Source organism: Streptomyces sp. NBRC 110611, assembly GCF_001590865.1.
Classification (GTDB): domain Bacteria; phylum Actinomycetota; class Actinomycetes; order Streptomycetales; family Streptomycetaceae; genus Streptomyces.
The window spans coordinates 1-17,311 of record NZ_BBUY01000004.1; the positions used below are offsets into that span (position 1 = coordinate 1).

A 17,311-nucleotide genomic window follows, 5' to 3' on the forward strand; every position below is an offset into this window, starting at 1 on the left:
GATCCACTCCTTGCAGTCCGTGGTCCGCCCGGTGAAGCCCCCTCAAGGGAGCTGACGCCCCCGAGAAGGGAGCCGACGTCTCTGAAGAAGGGATACGGGCGGGCCAGCCGACTAAGAAATGAACTCTCCCCGTGCTGGTGGGTCGGTTGTGCGGACAACTGATGGGTCAGTTGCCCGACCCACCGTCCGACCAACAGTAAGCCAACCGGGTGGGTTCCGCATGCCGTCGCGGTTCCGGTGCCGATTCCGTTCCGGCACCGGGTGAGGTCACCAGGAGACCGGCAACTCCAGCGGGTAGCGCCAGATCGCGTTGGTGTTCCAGGGAACTTCCTCGGCCGGTTTCGCCAGTTTCAGGTCCGGGAAACGCTCCAGAAGCGTACTCAACGCGGTTTCGAGCTCGACGAGGGCGAGCGGAGCACCCAGGCAGTGGTGGCCGCCCCAGCCGAAGGTCATGTGATTGACGGGGCCTTCGCGTTCCAGGTCCAGTTCATCCGGACGGTCGAATTTCGCCGGGTCCCGGTTTGCCGTCAGATAGGAGACATGGACAATGTCCCCGGCCCGGATCTTCACCCCGCTCAATTCCACATCCTCGAGGGCGACCCGGGGAATGCCGACGCCCTTGCGGAAGGGAATGAAGCGCAGCATTTCCTCGAGCGCCTGCGGCAGCTTCTCGGGGTGCGCGCGCAGCATCGCCAGCTCCGCGGGCCGGGTGAGGAGAGTGTAGGAGAGGTTCCCGATCTCGTACGTCGTGGTGTCCTGGCCGGTGATGAGCAGGACCATCGCCATGACGGTCAGTTCTTTGTCGTCGAGGACCTCGTCACCGTCACGGGCCGTGGCCAGGGCGCTGATCATGTCGTCGCCCGGGTTCCGGCGCCGTTCGGCCGTCAGCTCCGCGAAGTACGCGCGCATATCGGCCTTGGCGCGGACGGCGTTGTCGCGGTTCTCGGGGGTGAGGTTCATCATCGTCCGGGCGTACGCGCGCAGTTGGACGCTTTCGCCGTCGGGGATGTCGAGCACCTCGCAGATCGTCGTCAGGGGCAGTGGAGAGGCCAGGCTCTCCATCAGATCGGCCGGCGGTCCGTGTTCGGCCATCCGGTCCAGCAGTTCGTTCACGACGTGCTGGGTGCGGGCCCGCATCCGTTCCACCTGACGCGGTGCGAAGGCCTTGGAGACCAGGCTCCGCAGTCTGCTGTTGGCGGGCGGGTCCATCACATTGATCGCCTCGTCCTGAACGATCGGCTCGGGCGTCATGCGCGGGAAGTCCTTGCCGACGATGGCGTGACGGCTGAAGCGCCGGTCGGTCGTCACCGTCCGTACATCCTCGTACCGGGTGACCAGCCAGGCCTCGCCCTCCCCGTAGGGCAGTTTGATGCGGGCGACGGGCTCCTCGGTCAGCAGACGCTTGAGCGTCGGATCGAACTCAAGGGCCTCGGCGTAGTCGAACGGACAATTCCAGACGTTGGAGCCGGGTTCCATGACGATCTCCCGAAGTCGGAGGGACAAGATCACGCCGTTCTCATTATCAGGTAAAGGGGGAGTTGGGCGTATCTTGACGTCCGAGTAGTGTGCCAATTGGGTGGCGCACCGCGTCGGTACTCAGAGCCAGTCGCGGCGTTTGAAGACGATATAGAGGCTGACGCAGACGATTGCCATGAGGACGATGGCGAACGGGTAGCCGAACCCCCAGCTCAGCTCCGGCATGTTCTGGAAGTTCATGCCGTAGATCGTGCCGACCAGGGTCGGCGCGAAGAGAATCGCCGCCCAGCTGGAGATCTTTTTGATTTCCTCGTTCTGTTCGAAGCCGGCCTCCGCCAGGGCGCGCATCTCGGCGTTCTGCTGCTGGTTCACCAGCGTCGCGTTGACCGTGAGGATGTCCTGCAGGGCCTGGCGGAAGCCGTCCACCTGGTCCGTGGTGTGCAGTGCGTGGTCGGCCACATCGCGCAGGTAGCGGCGGAGCTCCTCGTCGATGGCGTACTTCTCGAAGCCCGCGGTGAGGCCCTCCAGAATGCGGTTCAGGGGGCGGGTCGCGCGCTGGAACTCAACCACCTCGCGGGAGAGTTCGTAGATGCGGCGGGAGACGCGCGGGTCGCCGCCGAAGACCTCGGTCTCGATCTCGTCGATATCGTTCTGGACGCCGGCGACGACCGGTGCGTAGCCGTCGACGACGGCGTCGAGAATTGCGTAGAGGACGGCTTCGGGCCCGCGTTTGAGCAGCTCGGGGGCGTCCTCCATGCGGTGCCGTACGGCCGAGAGGTCGGGGGCGCCGCCGTGCCGGACCGTGATGACGAAGTCCCTGCCGACGAAGACGTGCAGTTCACCGAAGTCGACCTCCTCCCGGTCGTCCAGATAGCGCGCGGCGCGCAGGACGACGAAGAGAGTGCCGCCGTAGCGCTCCAGCTTGGGGCGCTGATGGGCTTCGAGGGCGTCCTCCACGGCGAGCGGATGGAGGTCGAACTCCGAGGCCAGGGCGACCAGTTCGGAGGGAGTGGGGCGGTGCAGGCCGATCCAGGCCAGCGTGTTCTCCGTGGCGCGCTGTTGCCGGAAGGCGTCGGCGAGGGTGTCATGGGCGCTGATGCGGCGTCCGTCGCGGTACAGGGCGGAGCTGATGACGCTGCTGGTGTTCTCGGCCGGCGGCGGCGCGGCGCCGGATTCGCCGGCGGGCTCGACGGGCGGAGGTGCGGCGGGCCGCTTCTTCGCGGGTGTGCGCAGACCGCGGAGTCCGCGCAGGACACGCGGGCGACGTGGCCATCGGCCGGGAGGCTCAGCGCTCACGACAGAACCGACCTCCGTCACAAGAGGGGATGAACAGGCACACAGAATCTCGACGCAGGATATCTGCTGAGGATGTCAGCACAGGTCAGCAGCCATGGTGCAGGATGGAACGGGGCGTGGTGCGGTCTGTGTCGCGTCCACCGAGGTTTGTACGTTTATCCCTAGAATTGTGCGATGCAGATGCCGCAGATAGTCAGCGTTCCTCCGGGTGAGGTGATTCGGTGAACGGCCCCGATGCCACCGACGAACAGTGGGAAGGGCTCGCCGAAGTCGTCCCGCTCCGTGGCAACAGTGAATGGCCTTCCTGGTCCGACCACCGTGCGCTCCCCGAGGAGGAGCCGGCAGAGGAGCAGCGGCGGTTCATCGTCATCCGCGTCCAGACCTTCGCCGACGCCCGCGAGGTCGCCGAGTACCTGATGGCGCAGCTCCCGGTCCTGCTCGACCTCAGCGGCGCCGACACCGATGTCGCCAAGCGCATCCTGGACTTCTCCAGCGGTGTCGTCTTCGGGCTCGGCAGCGGGATGCACCGCGTGGACACCAATGTCTTCCTGCTGGCACCGGTGGGGACCGAGGTCGCCGAAGCGGCGGCGGGGGCGGCGTATCGCCCGTAGGGCAGCGGGGCGGGGGCCGTTCCCCCGTTCGTAGGAAGAGCCGTCGGGCGTAACGGTTCTCCGGCCGGGGTCCTGCATAGCGTCCCCGCATGCGTACCGACAGCGTCCGACCGGCGGTCACCGAATTACGGCTGTCCGCCTTCAAGTGCCATCGCCGCGTCACTCTGCCGCTCGGTCCGGTGACGATGCTGAGCGGCGGCAGTGGCAGCGGGAAATCCAGTGCGCTGCAGGCGTACGAGATCCTCGCCCGGCTGGGCAGCGGGGAGCCGCTCGCCCGGGCGGTACGGGAGGTGGCGGGCGGCCCGTCGGCGTGTGTGCCCGCGGGGGCGCGGCCCGACGAGCAGGGGCGGCGCGGCTTCCGCCTCGGCTGTACGGTCGACGGTCCGGCCGGCCCGGTCGACCTCGACCTCGCCGTACAGGCCGAGCCCGAACTCCGCATCGTCGGCGAACGGCTGACCGGCGGCGGGGAGACGCTGCTCAGCACCGCGCTCACCGATCCCGCCCGCCGCGCCGTGCAGGCGGCCTGGCACACCGCGGGGGCGACCCCGGTGACCCGTGCGCCGCTGCCCGACGACCGGCTGGGCACCTCGCTGCTGCCGCTGCGGGTCGCGGGCAAGACGGAGGGGCAGCGGCTGGTCCTGGCGGCCGCGGAGCAGGTGGTGGTCGCGCTGCGGTCGGCGTTCGTCTGCGATCCGCGCCCGGAGGTGATGCGGTGGCCCGAGCGGGGATACGGGGTGGGAGAGGACGAGGGGAGCCGACGGAACGGAGGGGGCGGTGCCGGTCGCGGCGCCGGCGAGGACCGGGGGACCGGAGCGCGCAAGGGGGGCGGTGCGGGCGGTCACGGTGGTGGCCGGGACCGGGGCCGGGACCGGGACGGCGACCCGGAGCCCGACGAGGGACGGCTGCGGTCGTCCTGCGAGAACCTGCCCGGGGTATTGGAGCGGACGAGCCGGGAGTGCACCCGGAGACATGCGGTGCTGGTCGCGGCCGTACGGGAGGCCTGTGCGGGTCCGGTGGACGGGTTGCGCGCGGTGCCTCGGCAGGCGGGCGCCGGAGAAGGGGCGGCAGCGGCGTCCATGACGGGCGGGAGCGGAGGGCCGGCCGGTGTCCGGGCCGCGCAGGGCGACCGGGAGGCGGGCCTGCGGGCCGTCGTCGACCGGGGTGAGCTGGGGGAGATGCCGGTCGATCAGCTGGGCGACGGGGAGCTCCGGTTCCTGGCACTGGCGCTGGTGCTGCTGACCGGGCCGGGCGTACTGGCCATGGATCCGGCCGGGGAGATCCCGTCGGCGCGGCAGCAGATGACGGTCATGGCCGACGGGCTGGACCGCTGCATGGACCGCAGACAGGCGCGTGAGCTGATGTCGCTGGCCGCACGGATGGCCGAGCGTGGCCATGTCAGGGTACTGGGGACGGTGCGGGATGCGGCGGCCGCCGAGGGACTGCCGGGGGTCCAGGTGCTACACCTGAGGGCATGAGCAAGGATCTTCATGCGCTGCAGCGACGGCTGGCCGAGTTCGCGGCCGCGCGGGACTGGCAGCAGTACCACACCCCCAAGAACCTGGCTGCGGCGCTCAGCGTCGAGGCCGCTGAACTCGTCGAGATCTTCCAGTGGTTGACGCCGGAGGAGTCGGCGCGGGTGATGTCCGACCCGCGGGCGGGCGGCCGGGTGGAGGACGAGGTCGCCGATGTACTGGCGTATCTGCTGCAATTCTGTGAGGTGCTGGGGATCGACCCGCTGACGGCGCTCGCCGCGAAGATCGAGCGCAACGAATCGCGTTTTCCGGCGGTCCGCCAGGCGCCGCCGGACCGGCCGCGGGAGGGCGACGGGACGTCCGGCTGACGGGGCCTGGAGGTCTTGACGGGGCCTGGGGCGGCCTCCCCGGGCCCCGGGCTCGTTCGGTCGTGCCCGGCGGTCCGATTCACGACTTTCCGGTCTTTTCCGTGACCTGTGCCGGTCGTGTGAATGGTGGGGCTGCTGTGACGTGAGAGGAACAGGACGAGCTCTAACCCGCCATTCGTCACTCTTTGGAGTCATGGATCTTTCCACAGCGCCTTGGTTGTCCACAGATTTGCGAATTCCCCTGGCTTTTTTGGCTGTTCGACCTCACTCTGGGTAGTGGAAGGGATGTGGGTGCATGCGCATGACGAGGGAAAGGAGGGGCACGGATGGACGCGGTGCGGATCATCACGGCGAGTCGACGCGGTCTGGCGGGCGCAGCCACCGTTGAGGATGTGATCGTCGAGGCGTGGCAGGCGCAAGCCTTGGCGGAAGCGATAGGCAGCCACCTCGCGATATTCGGGCCGTACGAAGTGCGGTCCCGGGCCCGGGGGCTGGGTGACGCGGGCGGGCGGTTCAGCGGGGGACTGCTGTGTCCGGCAGCCGTCACCGGCGGGCTGCGGGCGGCCCAGCTGACCGAAGTGCGGGACGTCCGGGCGGCGTTGACGGACCTGCGGCGACTCCTGCGGGAAGTGTGCGAGGCGCTGGTGGGCGTGGTGCTGCTGGTGGACGAGGAGGGGATGTACTGGACCTGTGTTGAGGCGATGGACACGGTCGACGAATCGCGCGACCGGGTGAGCGGGATATTGGAGAAACTGGAGGTGCGTGACCGGAATCCCGCCTAGACGGGCAGCGCGGATCAGCGTGTCGGCGCCGGGCCGGCACGGCACCGTCCCGCCCCAGGCCGATCGCCTCCCGCCCCGATGCGGTGGAGACGTCCCACGATCGCCGCCCTCGTGGAACGACGACGCCCGGACAGACGACGCCCGAACACTGACGACGCCGCCCAGACAGTGACGACGCCCGGACGGTCAGGTATCCGGACCAGGGCCGGGTGTGCCGGCGGCGAGGAAAAAACCGGTATGGATCATGACGTATTGCGGTGATACTGGGACATGTGTTTCTGACGATAACCACTACCGGCAACGCTGACCGTCCCGCGACCGACCTCGGGTTTCTGCTGCACAAGCACCCTGACCGGGCGCAGCGGTTCTCGACGGCACACGGCACCGCGCATGTCCTCTACCCGGAGGCGAACGCGGAACGCTGCACGGCGGCGCTGCTGTTGGAGGTCGATCCCATCGCCCTGGTCCGCAGGAGCCGCGGGAGAGGCCGCGGTGGCGCTCCGGACTCGGCGCTCGGGCAGTATGTGAACGACCGTCCGTATGCGGCGTCCTCGCTGCTCGCGGTGGCGCTGCGGAGCGTCTTCGCGACGGCGATGCGGGGGCAGTGCGAGGCGCGGCCCGAGCTGGCGGCGCAGGCGCTGCCGTTGCGTGTCGAGGTGCCGGTGCTGCCCGCCAGGGGCGGTGCGGAACTGGTGCGCAAGCTGTTCCAGCCGCTGGGCTGGACCGTGCTGGCCGAGCCGGTGCCGCTGGACGAGACCTTCCCGGAGTGGGGCGACTCCCGCTACGTACGGCTGGTCCTGGAGGGGGAGCGCACTCTCGCCCAGGCGCTGCGGCATCTGTATGTGCTGCTGCCGGTGCTGGACGACGCCAAGCACTACTGGGTGGCGCCGGACGAGGTCGACAAGCTGCTGCGGGCCGGCGAGGGCTGGCTGGAGGACCACCCGGAGCAGCGGCTGATCGTCGGCCGCTACCTCTCGCGGCGCTGGGCGCTGACCCGCCGGGCCATGGAACGGCTGGAACTGGAGCGGCTGGCCGAGTCGGACGATGTGGCAGCCGAGGAGATCGACAACGCGGTGGACGAGGAGGCGGATACCGAGGAGCGGCCGGTGCCGCTCGCCGTACAGCGCCGGGAGGCGATCCTCACGCTGCTGCGCGCGGAGAAGGCGGCGCGGGTGCTCGACCTGGGATGCGGGCAGGGGCAGCTGGTCGGTGCGCTGCTCAAGGAGGTGCAGTTCACCGAGGTCGTGGGCGTGGACGTCTCGATGCGGGCGCTGCACGAAGCCCGGCGCCGGCTGCGGCTGGACCGGATGTCCGAGCGGCAGTCGGAGCGCGTGCGGCTCGTACAGGGGTCGCTGGCGTACACCGACAGCAGGCTGAAGGGGTATGACGCGGCGGTGCTGAGCGAGGTCGTCGAGCATGTCGACCCGGCGCGGCTGCCGGCGCTGGAGTACGCGGTGTTCGGGGCCGCCCGGCCGCGGACCGTCGTGGTGACGACGCCCAACGTCGAATACAACGTGCGCTGGGAATCGCTGCCGGCCGGCCATGTGCGGCACGCCGACCACCGCTTCGAGTGGACCCGGGAGGAGTTCCGGCAGTGGGCGCGGGAGGTGGCCGCGCGGCACGGCTACGAGGTGAGTTTCGCCCCGGTCGGCCCGGACGATCCCGAGGTCGGTCCGCCCACCCAGCTCGCCCGCTTCCGCAGGGCGGGCGAGGGCGGCGAGGGTGGTGCCCGGCACAGCGCCGGCGAGCGGAACGGCAGCGCTGAGCACAACGGCAGCGCCGAGCGCGACGGCAAGAGCAAGAGTGAACGGAACAGCGGCAGTTCGGACCGGAGCGGTTCGGTACGCGGGAAGGAGGTCGCGGCATGACGGGCGGTGACCGTACGGAGTACGAGGACGACGTCCGGCGGGAGCCCGCCGGTGGGCGGGAGGCGGCGCGGCGTACGCTCGCGGTGCCCGACCTGTCGCTCGTGGTGCTGATCGGGGCCACCGGCTCTGGCAAGTCCACGTTCGCGGCCCGGCACTTCAAGCCGACGCAGGTCATCTCCTCCGACTTCTGCCGGGGGCTGGTCAGTGACGACGAGAACGACCAGAGCGCCAGCGGCGACGCGTTCGACGTGCTCCACTTCATCGCGGGCAAGCGGCTGGCGGCCGGCCGGCTGACGGTCGTCGACGCCACCAACGTGCAGTCCGAAGCGCGCGCCCAGCTGGTGCGGCTGGCCCGGGAACACGACGTCCTGCCGGTCGCGATCGTGCTGGACGTGCCCGAGCAGCTGTGCGCCGAGCGCAACGCGGCGCGGGCCGACCGGGCCGGGCTGCCGAGGCGGGTCATCCAGCGCCACCAGCGCGAACTCCGCCGCTCTCTGCGGCACTTGGAACGCGAGGGCTTCCGTAAGGTGCACATCCTGCGCGGCCAGGACGAGGTGGCGGCCGCCGAGGTCGTCACCGAGCGGCGGTTCAACGATCTGCGCCACCTCACCGGTCCGTTCGACATCATCGGCGACATCCACGGCTGCCGGTCCGAGCTGGAGACCCTGCTCGGCCGGCTGGGCTACGCGCTGACGCGCGACGGGCTCGGCAGGCCGGTGGACGCGGTGCATCCGCAGGGCCGTACCGCGGTCTTCGTCGGAGACCTCGTCGACCGCGGGCCGGACAGCCCCGGAGTGCTGCGCCTGGTGATGGGCATGGTGAAGGCCGGGCACGCGCTGTGCGTACCGGGCAACCACGAGAACAAGCTCGGCCGCCACCTCCAGGGCCGCAAGGTCCAGCACACCCATGGGCTCGCCGAGACCATCGAGCAGCTGGACAGGGAGGACGACGCCTTCCGGGCGGAGGCCGGGGAGTTCATCCAGGGACTGGTCAGCCACTACGTCCTGGACGGCGGCGCGCTGGTGGTGTGCCACGCCGGGCTGCCGGAGAAGTACCACGGCCGGACGTCGGGCCGGGTGCGGTCGTTCGCGCTGTACGGCGACACCACCGGCGAGACCGACGAGTTCGGCCTGCCGGTGCGCTACCCGTGGGCCGAGGACTACCGGGGCCGCGCCGCCGTCGTCTACGGCCACACCCCCACCCCGCGTGCCAGCTGGCTGAACAACACCCTCTGCCTGGACACCGGCTGTGTCTTCGGCGGCAGGATGACCGCGCTGCGCTGGCCGGAGCGCGAGCTGGTGGACGTACCGGCGGAGCGCGTCTGGTACGAGCCCGCGAAGCCGCTCGGCACGGAGGCACCGGGCGGTGCGGACGGCCGTCCGCTCGACCTGAACGACGTGGCGGGACGGCGGGTCGTGGAGACCCGCGCCATGGGCCGGCTGGCGGTCCGGGAGGAGAACGCCGCGGCCGCGCTGGAGGTGATGAGCCGCTTCGCGACCGACCCGCGGCTGCTGCCGTACCTCCCGCCGACGATGGCGCCGTGTGCGACCTCCGCGGAGGAGGGCTACTTGGAGCACCCGGCGGAGGCGTTCGCCGGCTACCGCGCCGAAGGGGTGCGGGAGGTCGTGTGCGAGGAGAAGCACATGGGGTCCCGGGCCGTGGTGCTGGTGTGCCGTGACGAGTCGGTGGCCGTCGAGCGATTCGGGGTGCCGAAGGGGGTGTCCGGTGCCCTGTACACCCGCACCGGACGGCCGTTCTTCGACGATCCGGAGCCGGCCGAGCGGATCCTGCGGCGGGTCCGGGAGTGCGTCGCGGAGGCCGGGCTCTGGGAGGAGCTGGAGACGGACTGGCTGCTGCTGGACGCGGAGCTGATGCCGTGGTCGCTGAAGGCGACGGGGCTGCTGCGCAAGCAGTACGCGGCCGTCGGCGCGGCGTCGGGGGCGGCGTTCCCCGGCGTGCTCGGCGCGCTGGAGGCGGCGGCCGCCCGGGGCGTCGAGGTGGGACCGCTGCTCGACCGGCAGCGCGACCGGGCGGCGGACGCCGCGGCGTTCACGGAGGCGTACCGGCGCTACTGCTGGCGCGTCGGGGCGGACGGCGCCGAGGAGGGGCCCGCCGGCCTCGGGGAGCTGGACGGCGTCCGGCTCGCGCCGTTCCAGATCCTCGCGGTACAGGGGCGCAGCCTCGCCGCGCTCCCGCACACCGAACAGCTGGCGCTGATCGACCGCATGGTCGCGGCCGAGGCCGCGGTGATATCCCGGTCCCGTACGCCGGACGGGGGTCCCGGGCTGCTCGCCACGACCCGCCGGATCATCGTCGACACCGAGGACGAGCAGTCGGTCGCGGCCGGCATCCGGTGGTGGCTGGAACTGACCGCGGCCGGCGGTGAGGGCATGGTCGTCAAGCCGGTGCGGGCGCTGGTCCGCCAGGCCGACGGGCGGCTGGTGCAGCCGGGCGTCAAGTGCCGCGGCCGGGAGTACCTGCGGATCATCTACGGGCCGGAGTACACCCGCCCGGAGAACCTCCGGCGGCTGCGCGTCCGTCACCTCGGACACAAGCGCTCACTGGCCCTGCGCGAGTACGCGCTCGGCCTGGAGGCGCTCGACCGGCTGGCGGACGGCGAACCGCTGTGGCGCGTGCACGAGGCGGTCTTCGCGGTCCTCGCGCTGGAGTCGGAGCCGGTCGACCCACGCCTGTAGCCGGCCCCGGGGGAGGCCATCCCCTCCCCCGGCAGATGGTCCACGGGCAGGTCGGTGCATTCGGGCAACTCGCAGGCATGGGCGAGGCGTTGGGGTGGGAGCCACTGCACGGGCGTCATGCCCGTCATGGTGTGGAAGCGGCACACAAGGGGGCGGGGGGCTGGTGTTGCGATGCGTGACTACCCGCGCGTCGCACCTTCAGGCCACAGCACGCGTACGGGCGTCCCCATGCGCTGGCCGTAGGCGACCACGTCGGCGGTACCGCCGTAGCCCCGTGCCGGTTTCCCATCCCACACTGCGATCAACACGTCGACCAGGCCGACGAGGGTTTCACTGCCCGCCATGTGCGCGGCGGAGTCGGAGGTGATCAGGCCGGTTTCGTGAACGTCGGTCGCGCGGCCGATCAACTCGTCATAGACGGGGTGGTGCCAGCCGGGGAGGCCGTCGCGGTACTCCATGGCGGGGACGACGACTTCCAGGCGCCCACCGTGCCGCAGCACCGCTTCCGCGAACCAGGCGTCGGCGCCGTCCGCGATGCACGAGACGCCAATCAGGTCGGTCGGCTCGTAGTCCTGCACCGCCTGGTCCAAGAGTCGCCGTACCTGGCGCTCAACGTCCGTGCTGAGTCTGCGGTGGCCGGTGATCCCTACGCGCATCGGATGTCTCTCCTCATAGGTAGACGCCATGAAGGCGCTCGTCGAAATCCCGCACCACTTTGGGCGGTGCGCTGCTGGTGAATGACCGGCGCACGGCTCGTGCGCGTTCCAGAATCCGGCCGGAACGGTACTGGAGTCCCGTGTCTAGCGCGCGCCCGGCCAGCGCGAAAGCTGCATCGATACGCCCGCCGGCGAGATGACCGGCCGCGATATCGAGGACCAGGAGAGCCCGTTGTTTCGCGTGGCCGGTGGCCAGGGCTTCGACGTCTTCAGACAGGACCCATTCGGGGAGCCCGAGCCGGGCACCGCAGGTGACCCGGCACGCCGCGACCTTCACGGAGTTGAAGGTGAAGACCCAAGGCCACGGGGGCGGCTCCGTCGGCAGCGTGTGAGCTGCTGTTCGGCTCGCGGCCAATGCCCGGTCGGCAGCCCGCCGGTCACCACCCGCTGCGTGCGCCAGGCCCTCGACCGAGAACAGCCAGGCGTCGGCCACGGCCGGGCACTGCGTGCCGAGGGAGCGCCGGGCCTTGCGGGTCAGGTTGAGGGCCTGGACGGCATTGCCGGTGTGGGCCTCGAACTGGGCCAGGCTGCCTGTCTGATAGGCGGCCAACAGGGGATCGCGCGCCACACGGGCCGCCTTGATCGCGGACCCGTACCAGGTCCGGGCCGAACCGTGGTCGCCCATGTCCCAGGCCAGCCACCCAGCGAGGCTCGCTGCCTCGCTTCCGACAGCCGCGAGGCGGCGGCGTTCGGCGTCCCCCGCGGCCGTATGGGTCACGGTCTGGATGAGCCGCAGATGGGAGTGCACCGCTTCGCCCAGGTCACGGGACGGTGTGGAGCCGTCCGGTCTCCGGTACGCGATGGCGCTCAGGCGCAGGGCTGTGGCCTGGCCGGTCGCCCCGTCCGCTGCCTCCGGCAATGCGGCCAGCACCGGGGTGGCCGCCACGGCGGCTGCTCCTCCCAGGAAGTCGCGCCGGTCCACGTCGGATCCGTTCACCTCCACCTGTGGGCGACTATCGGCGAGACCCATTAGGGCCAGCGGGATGCCTAGGTGCGCGGACGCCCTTGCCAGGATGTCTGTGCTGTACGAGTCCGTGCCGCGCTTCTCCAGGCGGGATACGGCGGACTGCGACAGGCCCAGAGCTTCACCTAACTGGCGCTGGGTCATGCGCCCCTGCCGGGCTAGTTCGATGACCTTGCCGTAGTCCCCGGCCCGGGACGCATCGCGGATCGCCGCAGCCTGGAAATTCACGGGCACGCCCCCACGCTATGAGTCGTTACGGCACTGGACCCGCATGCGTACCCGCTTCGCGCATATCCCCATGCGGGTGCCGCATCAGCGATGGTCCCAGCTCGGTCCGTGATCGTTGACTGACAGCCAGCACCCTAACTCGGTCTGGATTCGGCGGGGTTCGGGTGCGCGACCTGACTGCCCGCCGGCCCCACGCCCTTAAGGGTCAGGCGGCCGCCGAGACGGACGAAGAGGCTCCGACATGACCAGCACTGCACAGGAGAGCCGCCTCCTCACCGACGGCACACCGGCCGTTCTCTACATCTGCGCCGCCCGTAGCCAGCAGGCCCCGGCCTGGCGCAGGAACGCGCGGAGCAGGAGGGCCGCGACTTCGCCGGTCGGCACTGCATGCGGATCACGGCAGTGATCAACGACCCGTACGGCGAATCCTCACCGCGGAAGCGTTCCGGCTGGCTCCGCGTCCGCGAGATGGCCGAGCGAGGCGAGAGGGGCGTGGCGATCATGCGATGGCCCAACGCCTTGTCCCCGGTCCACGAACTCCGCTACCCGGAGATCGACTACCTCAGGCGGCACGGCTGCCAGCTGCGGTTCTCCTGGGCGCCGCTGGCCGCGATGGCGGGCGGCGGGGCGACGCGGTGAGGGGCTGAGGGTGGAAAGCTGAGAGGGGGAAGGGGGCCGTGAGGAAGGGGTCCCCATCGCGCCGACATCCCCGCACATCGCCCACGCGCCGTTCATCGGGCCCCGGAAGCGGCCAAGATAGGCAGATGGGATTCCATGTCGACTCAGAGGCCGGGCGGCTGCGCCGGGTCATCCTGCACCGCCCGGATCTGGAGCTGAAGCGGCTCACGCCGTCGAACAAGGACGCCTTGCTCTTCGACGACGTGCTGTGGGTGCGCCGGGCGCGGGCCGAGCACGACGGTTTCGCGGACGTGCTGCGGGACCGGGGTGTGGAGGTGCACCTCTTCGGGGATCTGCTGGCCGAGAGCCTGCGGATCCCCGAGGCGCGGACGCTGATCCTGGACCGGGTCTTCGACGAGAAGGAGTACGGGCCGCTGGCCACCGACCATCTGCGGGCCGCCTTCGACGAGCTGCCGGTGCCGGAACTCGTCGAGGCGCTGGTGGGCGGTATGACCAAGCGTGAGTTCCTGGAACGCCACCCGGAGCCGACCTCGGTCCGCTTCCATGTGATGGACCTGGACGACTTCCTGCTGGGCCCGCTGCCCAACCATCTCTTCACCCGCGACACCTCCGCGTGGATCTACGACGGGGTGTCGATCAACTCGATGCGCTGGCCGGCCCGGCAGCGCGAGACCGTGCACTACGAGGCGATCTACCACTTCCACCCGCTCTTCCGCGGTACGGATTTCCACGTCTGGTCGGACGGGCAGGCGGACTTCCCGTCGACGATCGAGGGCGGGGACGTCCTGGTGCTGGGCAGCGGCGCGGTGCTGATCGGGATGAGCGAGCGGACCACGCCGCAGGCCGTCGAGCTGCTGGCGCGCGGGCTGTTCGCGGCCGGTTCGGCGCGTACGATCGTGGCGCTCGACATGCCCAAGCGGCGGGCGTTCATGCACCTGGACACCGTCATGACCATGATCGACGGGGATACCTTCACCCAGTACGAGGGGCTCGGCATGCTCCGCTCGTACACCATCGAGCCGGGCGCGGGTGATCATGACCTCAAGGTCACCGACCACCCGCCGGAGCATATGCACCGCGCCATAGCGGCCTCGCTGGGGCTGTCCGACATCCGGGTGCTGACCGCGACCCAGGACGTGCACTCCGCCGAACGGGAGCAGTGGGACGACGGGTGCAATGTGCTGGCCGTGGAGCCGGGTGTGGTGGTGGCGTACGAGCGGAACGTCACCACGAACACCTTCCTGCGCAAGCGCGGTATCGAGGTGATCACGATCCCGGGGAGCGAGCTGGGACGTGGCCGCGGCGGGCCGCGCTGTATGAGCTGCCCGGTGGCGCGGGACGCGGTGCCCGGAGCGGCCTGAGGCATGCTGCGGGAGGGCGTGCGCCCCAGGGTTCGTATAGGGATACGATGCTCCGTATAGGATTCCGGTGATCCAGTGATCCAGTGAGTCCCTGGGCGGGTGCGAGCCGGCTCGCACCTCACGCGCCTCGTACCCCGTACCCCTACGTCCGACCGATCGACCGTACGACCCGACCGTCGCGAATCAGGAGCCACCCATGGCGATAGACCTCACCGGCCGCCACTTCCTCAAGGAGCTGGACTTCAGTGCCGAGGAGTTCCGCCGACTGATCGAGCTGGCGGCCGAGCTGAAAGCGGCCAAGCGCGCCGGCACCGAGATCCCCCGCCTGCGGGGCCGGAACATCGCCCTGATCTTCGAGAAGACCTCGACCAGGACCCGCTGCGCCTTCGAGATCGCGGCCGCCGACCAGGGTGCGGCCACGACCTACCTCGACCCGGCGGGCTCGCAGATCGGGCACAAGGAGTCGGTCAAGGACACCGCGCGCGTCCTCGGCCGGATGTTCGACGCGGTCGAGTACCGGGGCCACGGCCAGGGTGTCGTGGAGGAGCTGGCCGCGCACGCCGGCGTCCCGGTCTACAACGGCCTCACCGACGAGTGGCACCCCACCCAGATGCTCGCCGACGTGCTCACCATGGCCGAGCACAGCGACGGGCCGCTGGACCGGATCGCCTACGCCTACCTGGGCGACGCCCGTTACAACATGGGCAATTCCTACCTGGTCACCGGCGCCCTGCTCGGTATGGACGTGCGGATCGTGGCCCCCCGGCTGCTGTGGCCGGACGAGACGATCGTCGCCGTGGCGCGCGAGCTGGCCAAGTCCTCCGGCGCCCGCGTCACCCTCACCGAGGACGTCCCGGAGGGCGTGCGCGGGGCGGATTTCGTCGCCACCGACGTCTGGGTGTCGATGGGCGAGCCCAAGGAGGTGTGGGACGAGCGGATCGCGCTGCTCGGCCCGTACGCGGTGACGATGGACGTGCTGCGCGCCACCGGCAAGCCGGACGTGAAGTTCCTGCACTGCCTGCCGGCCTTCCATGACCTGGGCACGGACATCGGCCGGGAGATCCATGAGCGGCACGGACTGACCGAGCTGGAGGTCACCGACGAGGTCTTCGAGTCCGCGCACTCGGTGGTCTTCGACGAGGCGGAGAACCGGATGCACACGATCAAGGCGGTACTGGTCGCCACGCTCGCCGGAAAGCGCCCCGGCGAAGCGTCCCTGTAGGGAACATCACGCTGCATAGTCATACGCTCAAGCGGGCGATCATGCAGTGGTAGCGGTTACCATCGAGGTACTCGCGGGGTTCGGACCCACCGGTCCGGGCCCCGCCCTCGCGTCCGGCCCACCCCCGCCGCGCGCACCGCACCACCAGAGAGAGAACCACCCCCATGCCGTCCGGACTGCGCATCAAGTCCCCCGACCTGCTCATTGCCGAATCGGGCGCGGACCTCGAAGGCCATGGCCTCAAACGCAGCATGGGGCTCTTCCAGCTCGTGTGCTTCGGCGTCGGCGCCATCGTCGGCACCGGCATCTTCGTCGGTCTGTCCGACACCGTCGCCGCGGCCGGCCCCGCCGTGGTCGTCTCGTTCGTCCTGGCGGCCGTCACCTGCGTCTTCACCGCCTTCTCCTTCGCCGAACTGGGCGGCGCGATTCCGGTCTCCGGCAGCTCGTACTCCTACGCGTACGCCACGCTCGGCGAGCGCGCCGCCTTCCTCGTCGGCTGGTGCCTGCTGCTCGAATACGGTGTCTCGGTGTCGGCGGTCGCCGTCGGCTGGGGCCAGTACCTCAACGAGCTGCTGGGCAACCTCATCGGCTGGCAGCTGCCCGCCGCGCTCGCCAACCCGCCCGGCGAGGGCGGCATCATCAACATCCCGGCCGTGGTCGTGATCCTCCTCGCCACGCTGCTGCTGGTCCGCGGCGTCCGGGAGAGCGCCCGGGCGACCGCCGCGATGGCCGTGGTCAAGCTCGCGGTCCTGGTGCTGTTCTGCGTCATCGGCTTCAGCGCCTTCCGGGCCGGAAACCTCTCGCCGTTCGCGCCCGAGGGCGTCGCCGGGATCACCTCCGGTGCCTCGGTCGCCTTCTTCTCGTACATCGGCTTCGACGCGATCACCACGGCCGGTGAAGAGGTGAAGAACCCCCGGCGCGACATCCCGGTGGCGATCATGGTGTGCATCGGCGTGGTCACGGTCCTGTACTGCCTGGTCGCGCTGGCCGCCATCGGCGCGCTCTCCGCCGACGAGGTCGCCGGCCGGCCCGCCGCGCTGTCGCTGATCGTCAACCGCGTCACCGACTCGACGGTCGGCGGCGGCGTGATCGCCTTCGGCGCGGTCATCGCCATCGCCTCGGTCGTCCTCGCGGTCATGTACGGCCAGACCCGGATCCTGATGTCGATGTCGCGGGACGGGCTGGTGCCGCGGGTCTTCGAGCGGGTCTCGCCCCGCACGTCCACCCCGGTTGCCAACACCTGGATCGTCGCGGCCGTCTTCGCGGTCCCGGCGGCGGTCGTCCCGTTGGACGTGGTGATGAACCTGACCACCATCGGAACACTGGCGGTCATGGCCGTGGTCAACGTCAGCGTCCTGGTGCTCCGCCGCACCCGCCCCGACCTGCCCCGCCGCTTCCGCGTCCCGCTGTTCCCGGTCACCCCACTCCTCGGCATAGCCTTCTGCGGCTACCTGATCTACGGCACCGGCCCCGGGACCTGGCTGCAGTTCGCGGGCTTCCTGGCGGCGGGTGCGGTGGTGTATGCGCTCTATGGCCGTCGTCGCTCAGCGCTTTCCGCTGCGCTTGGCTGACCTCCCACGTCTTTGTCTTTCCCGCCGTACCTTCCGATTCG

15 protein-coding genes are annotated in these 17,311 nt (G+C 70.3%); 11 read left to right on the forward strand and 4 right to left on the reverse strand.

Annotated elements, in window-relative coordinates:
- Positions 1–267 precede the first annotated feature (267 nt).
- Both AZE13_RS10920 and corA read right to left on the reverse strand, forming a co-directional pair.
- Positions 268–1,476: a cytochrome P450 gene (locus tag AZE13_RS10920; RefSeq protein ID WP_066930599.1), complete on the reverse strand. Its 1,209-nt coding sequence runs from the start codon at positions 1,474–1,476 to the stop codon at positions 268–270.
- A gap of 120 nt (positions 1,477–1,596) precedes the next feature.
- Complete coding sequence (corA, locus tag AZE13_RS10925; RefSeq protein WP_066929615.1) at positions 1,597–2,772, reverse strand: magnesium/cobalt transporter CorA; 1,176 nt, start codon at positions 2,770–2,772, stop codon at positions 1,597–1,599.
- 221 nt (positions 2,773–2,993) lie between these two features.
- Between corA and AZE13_RS10930 the strand changes: the two genes are divergently transcribed.
- The 6 genes from AZE13_RS10930 to AZE13_RS10955 all read left to right on the forward strand — a co-directional run bounded on the left by AZE13_RS10930 (position 2,994) and on the right by AZE13_RS10955 (position 10,569).
- Positions 2,994–3,383, forward strand: coding sequence for a cell division protein SepF (locus AZE13_RS10930; protein WP_066929617.1), 390 nt, complete (start codon positions 2,994–2,996; stop codon positions 3,381–3,383).
- A gap of 89 nt (positions 3,384–3,472) precedes the next feature.
- Entirely contained in the window at positions 3,473–4,858 is a 1,386-nt protein-coding gene (locus AZE13_RS10935) for a biotin transporter BioY (protein ID WP_066929621.1), read from the forward strand.
- Positions 4,855–5,223 (forward strand): nucleotide pyrophosphohydrolase, encoded by a 369-nt coding sequence (locus tag AZE13_RS10940; protein WP_066929623.1) that lies wholly within the window; start codon positions 4,855–4,857, stop codon positions 5,221–5,223. The genes AZE13_RS10935 and AZE13_RS10940 overlap by 4 nt, the downstream gene beginning before the upstream one ends.
- Before the next feature lie 326 nt (positions 5,224–5,549).
- The gene (locus tag AZE13_RS10945) at positions 5,550–6,005 is read left to right on the forward strand and encodes a DUF6099 family protein (RefSeq protein WP_066929625.1); all 456 of its coding nucleotides are present in this window, start codon (positions 5,550–5,552) and stop codon (positions 6,003–6,005) included.
- Between the two features lie 272 nt (positions 6,006–6,277).
- Positions 6,278–7,873: a 3' terminal RNA ribose 2'-O-methyltransferase Hen1 gene (locus AZE13_RS10950; protein WP_066930600.1), complete on the forward strand. Its 1,596-nt coding sequence runs from the start codon at positions 6,278–6,280 to the stop codon at positions 7,871–7,873.
- On the forward strand, positions 7,870–10,569 hold the full coding sequence (locus AZE13_RS10955; protein ID WP_107288309.1) for a polynucleotide kinase-phosphatase: 2,700 nt from the start codon (positions 7,870–7,872) through the stop codon (positions 10,567–10,569). The genes AZE13_RS10950 and AZE13_RS10955 overlap by 4 nt, the downstream gene beginning before the upstream one ends.
- Before the next feature lie 179 nt (positions 10,570–10,748).
- Here AZE13_RS10955 and AZE13_RS10960 read toward each other — a convergent pair whose 3' ends face one another.
- The gene (locus AZE13_RS10960) at positions 10,749–11,225 is read right to left on the reverse strand and encodes a hypothetical protein (RefSeq protein ID WP_066929627.1); all 477 of its coding nucleotides are present in this window, start codon (positions 11,223–11,225) and stop codon (positions 10,749–10,751) included.
- Positions 11,226–11,238: 13 nt separating this feature from the next.
- On the reverse strand, positions 11,239–12,393 hold the full coding sequence (locus AZE13_RS10965; RefSeq protein WP_258527738.1) for a helix-turn-helix domain-containing protein: 1,155 nt from the start codon (positions 12,391–12,393) through the stop codon (positions 11,239–11,241).
- A 325-nt stretch (positions 12,394–12,718) separates the two neighbouring features.
- Here AZE13_RS10965 and AZE13_RS37970 point away from each other — a divergent pair, with 325 nt between their 5' ends.
- The 5 genes from AZE13_RS37970 to AZE13_RS10985 all read left to right on the forward strand — a co-directional run bounded on the left by AZE13_RS37970 (position 12,719) and on the right by AZE13_RS10985 (position 17,270).
- Positions 12,719–12,883 carry a hypothetical protein gene (locus AZE13_RS37970; protein WP_258527739.1) on the forward strand — a complete coding sequence of 55 codons (165 nt, stop codon included), beginning with the start codon at positions 12,719–12,721 and terminating at the stop codon, positions 12,881–12,883.
- Complete coding sequence (locus tag AZE13_RS37975; RefSeq protein ID WP_258527740.1) at positions 12,865–13,116, forward strand: hypothetical protein; 252 nt, start codon at positions 12,865–12,867, stop codon at positions 13,114–13,116. Before AZE13_RS37970 ends, AZE13_RS37975 begins: the two co-directional genes overlap by 19 nt.
- A 125-nt stretch (positions 13,117–13,241) precedes the next feature.
- Complete coding sequence (locus tag AZE13_RS10975) at positions 13,242–14,477, forward strand: arginine deiminase (RefSeq protein ID WP_066929628.1); 1,236 nt, start codon at positions 13,242–13,244, stop codon at positions 14,475–14,477.
- Positions 14,478–14,673: 196 nt separating this feature from the next.
- Entirely contained in the window at positions 14,674–15,699 is a 1,026-nt protein-coding gene (gene argF, locus AZE13_RS10980) for an ornithine carbamoyltransferase (protein WP_066929629.1), read from the forward strand.
- Between the two features lie 164 nt (positions 15,700–15,863).
- Positions 15,864–17,270, forward strand: a complete 1,407-nt coding sequence (locus AZE13_RS10985; protein WP_066929630.1) for an amino acid permease — start codon at positions 15,864–15,866, stop codon at positions 17,268–17,270.
- The last annotated feature ends 41 nt before the right edge of the window (positions 17,271–17,311 follow it).

What these genes read in the sequence shown, in the direction of transcription:
- AZE13_RS37970 (WP_258527739.1), top strand. Translation starts at nt 12,719, where the DNA reads ATGACCAGCACTGCACAGGAGAGCCGCCTCCTCACCGACGGCACACCG.
- AZE13_RS10945 (WP_066929625.1), top strand. Translation starts at nt 5,550, where the DNA reads ATGGACGCGGTGCGGATCATCACGGCGAGTCGACGCGGTCTGGCGGGC.
- AZE13_RS10965 (WP_258527738.1), bottom strand. Translation starts at nt 12,393, where the DNA reads ATGACCCAGCGCCAGTTAGGTGAAGCTCTGGGCCTGTCGCAGTCCGCC.
- AZE13_RS37975 (WP_258527740.1), top strand. Translation starts at nt 12,865, where the DNA reads ATGCGGATCACGGCAGTGATCAACGACCCGTACGGCGAATCCTCACCG.
- AZE13_RS10940 (WP_066929623.1), top strand. Translation starts at nt 4,855, where the DNA reads ATGAGCAAGGATCTTCATGCGCTGCAGCGACGGCTGGCCGAGTTCGCG.
- AZE13_RS10935 (WP_066929621.1), top strand. Translation starts at nt 3,473, where the DNA reads ATGCGTACCGACAGCGTCCGACCGGCGGTCACCGAATTACGGCTGTCC.
- AZE13_RS10920 (WP_066930599.1), bottom strand. Translation starts at nt 1,476, where the DNA reads ATGGAACCCGGCTCCAACGTCTGGAATTGTCCGTTCGACTACGCCGAG.
- argF (WP_066929629.1), top strand. Translation starts at nt 14,674, where the DNA reads ATGGCGATAGACCTCACCGGCCGCCACTTCCTCAAGGAGCTGGACTTC.
- AZE13_RS10975 (WP_066929628.1), top strand. Translation starts at nt 13,242, where the DNA reads ATGGGATTCCATGTCGACTCAGAGGCCGGGCGGCTGCGCCGGGTCATC.
- AZE13_RS10985 (WP_066929630.1), top strand. Translation starts at nt 15,864, where the DNA reads ATGCCGTCCGGACTGCGCATCAAGTCCCCCGACCTGCTCATTGCCGAA.
- AZE13_RS10960 (WP_066929627.1), bottom strand. Translation starts at nt 11,225, where the DNA reads ATGCGCGTAGGGATCACCGGCCACCGCAGACTCAGCACGGACGTTGAG.
- AZE13_RS10955 (WP_107288309.1), top strand. Translation starts at nt 7,870, where the DNA reads ATGACGGGCGGTGACCGTACGGAGTACGAGGACGACGTCCGGCGGGAG.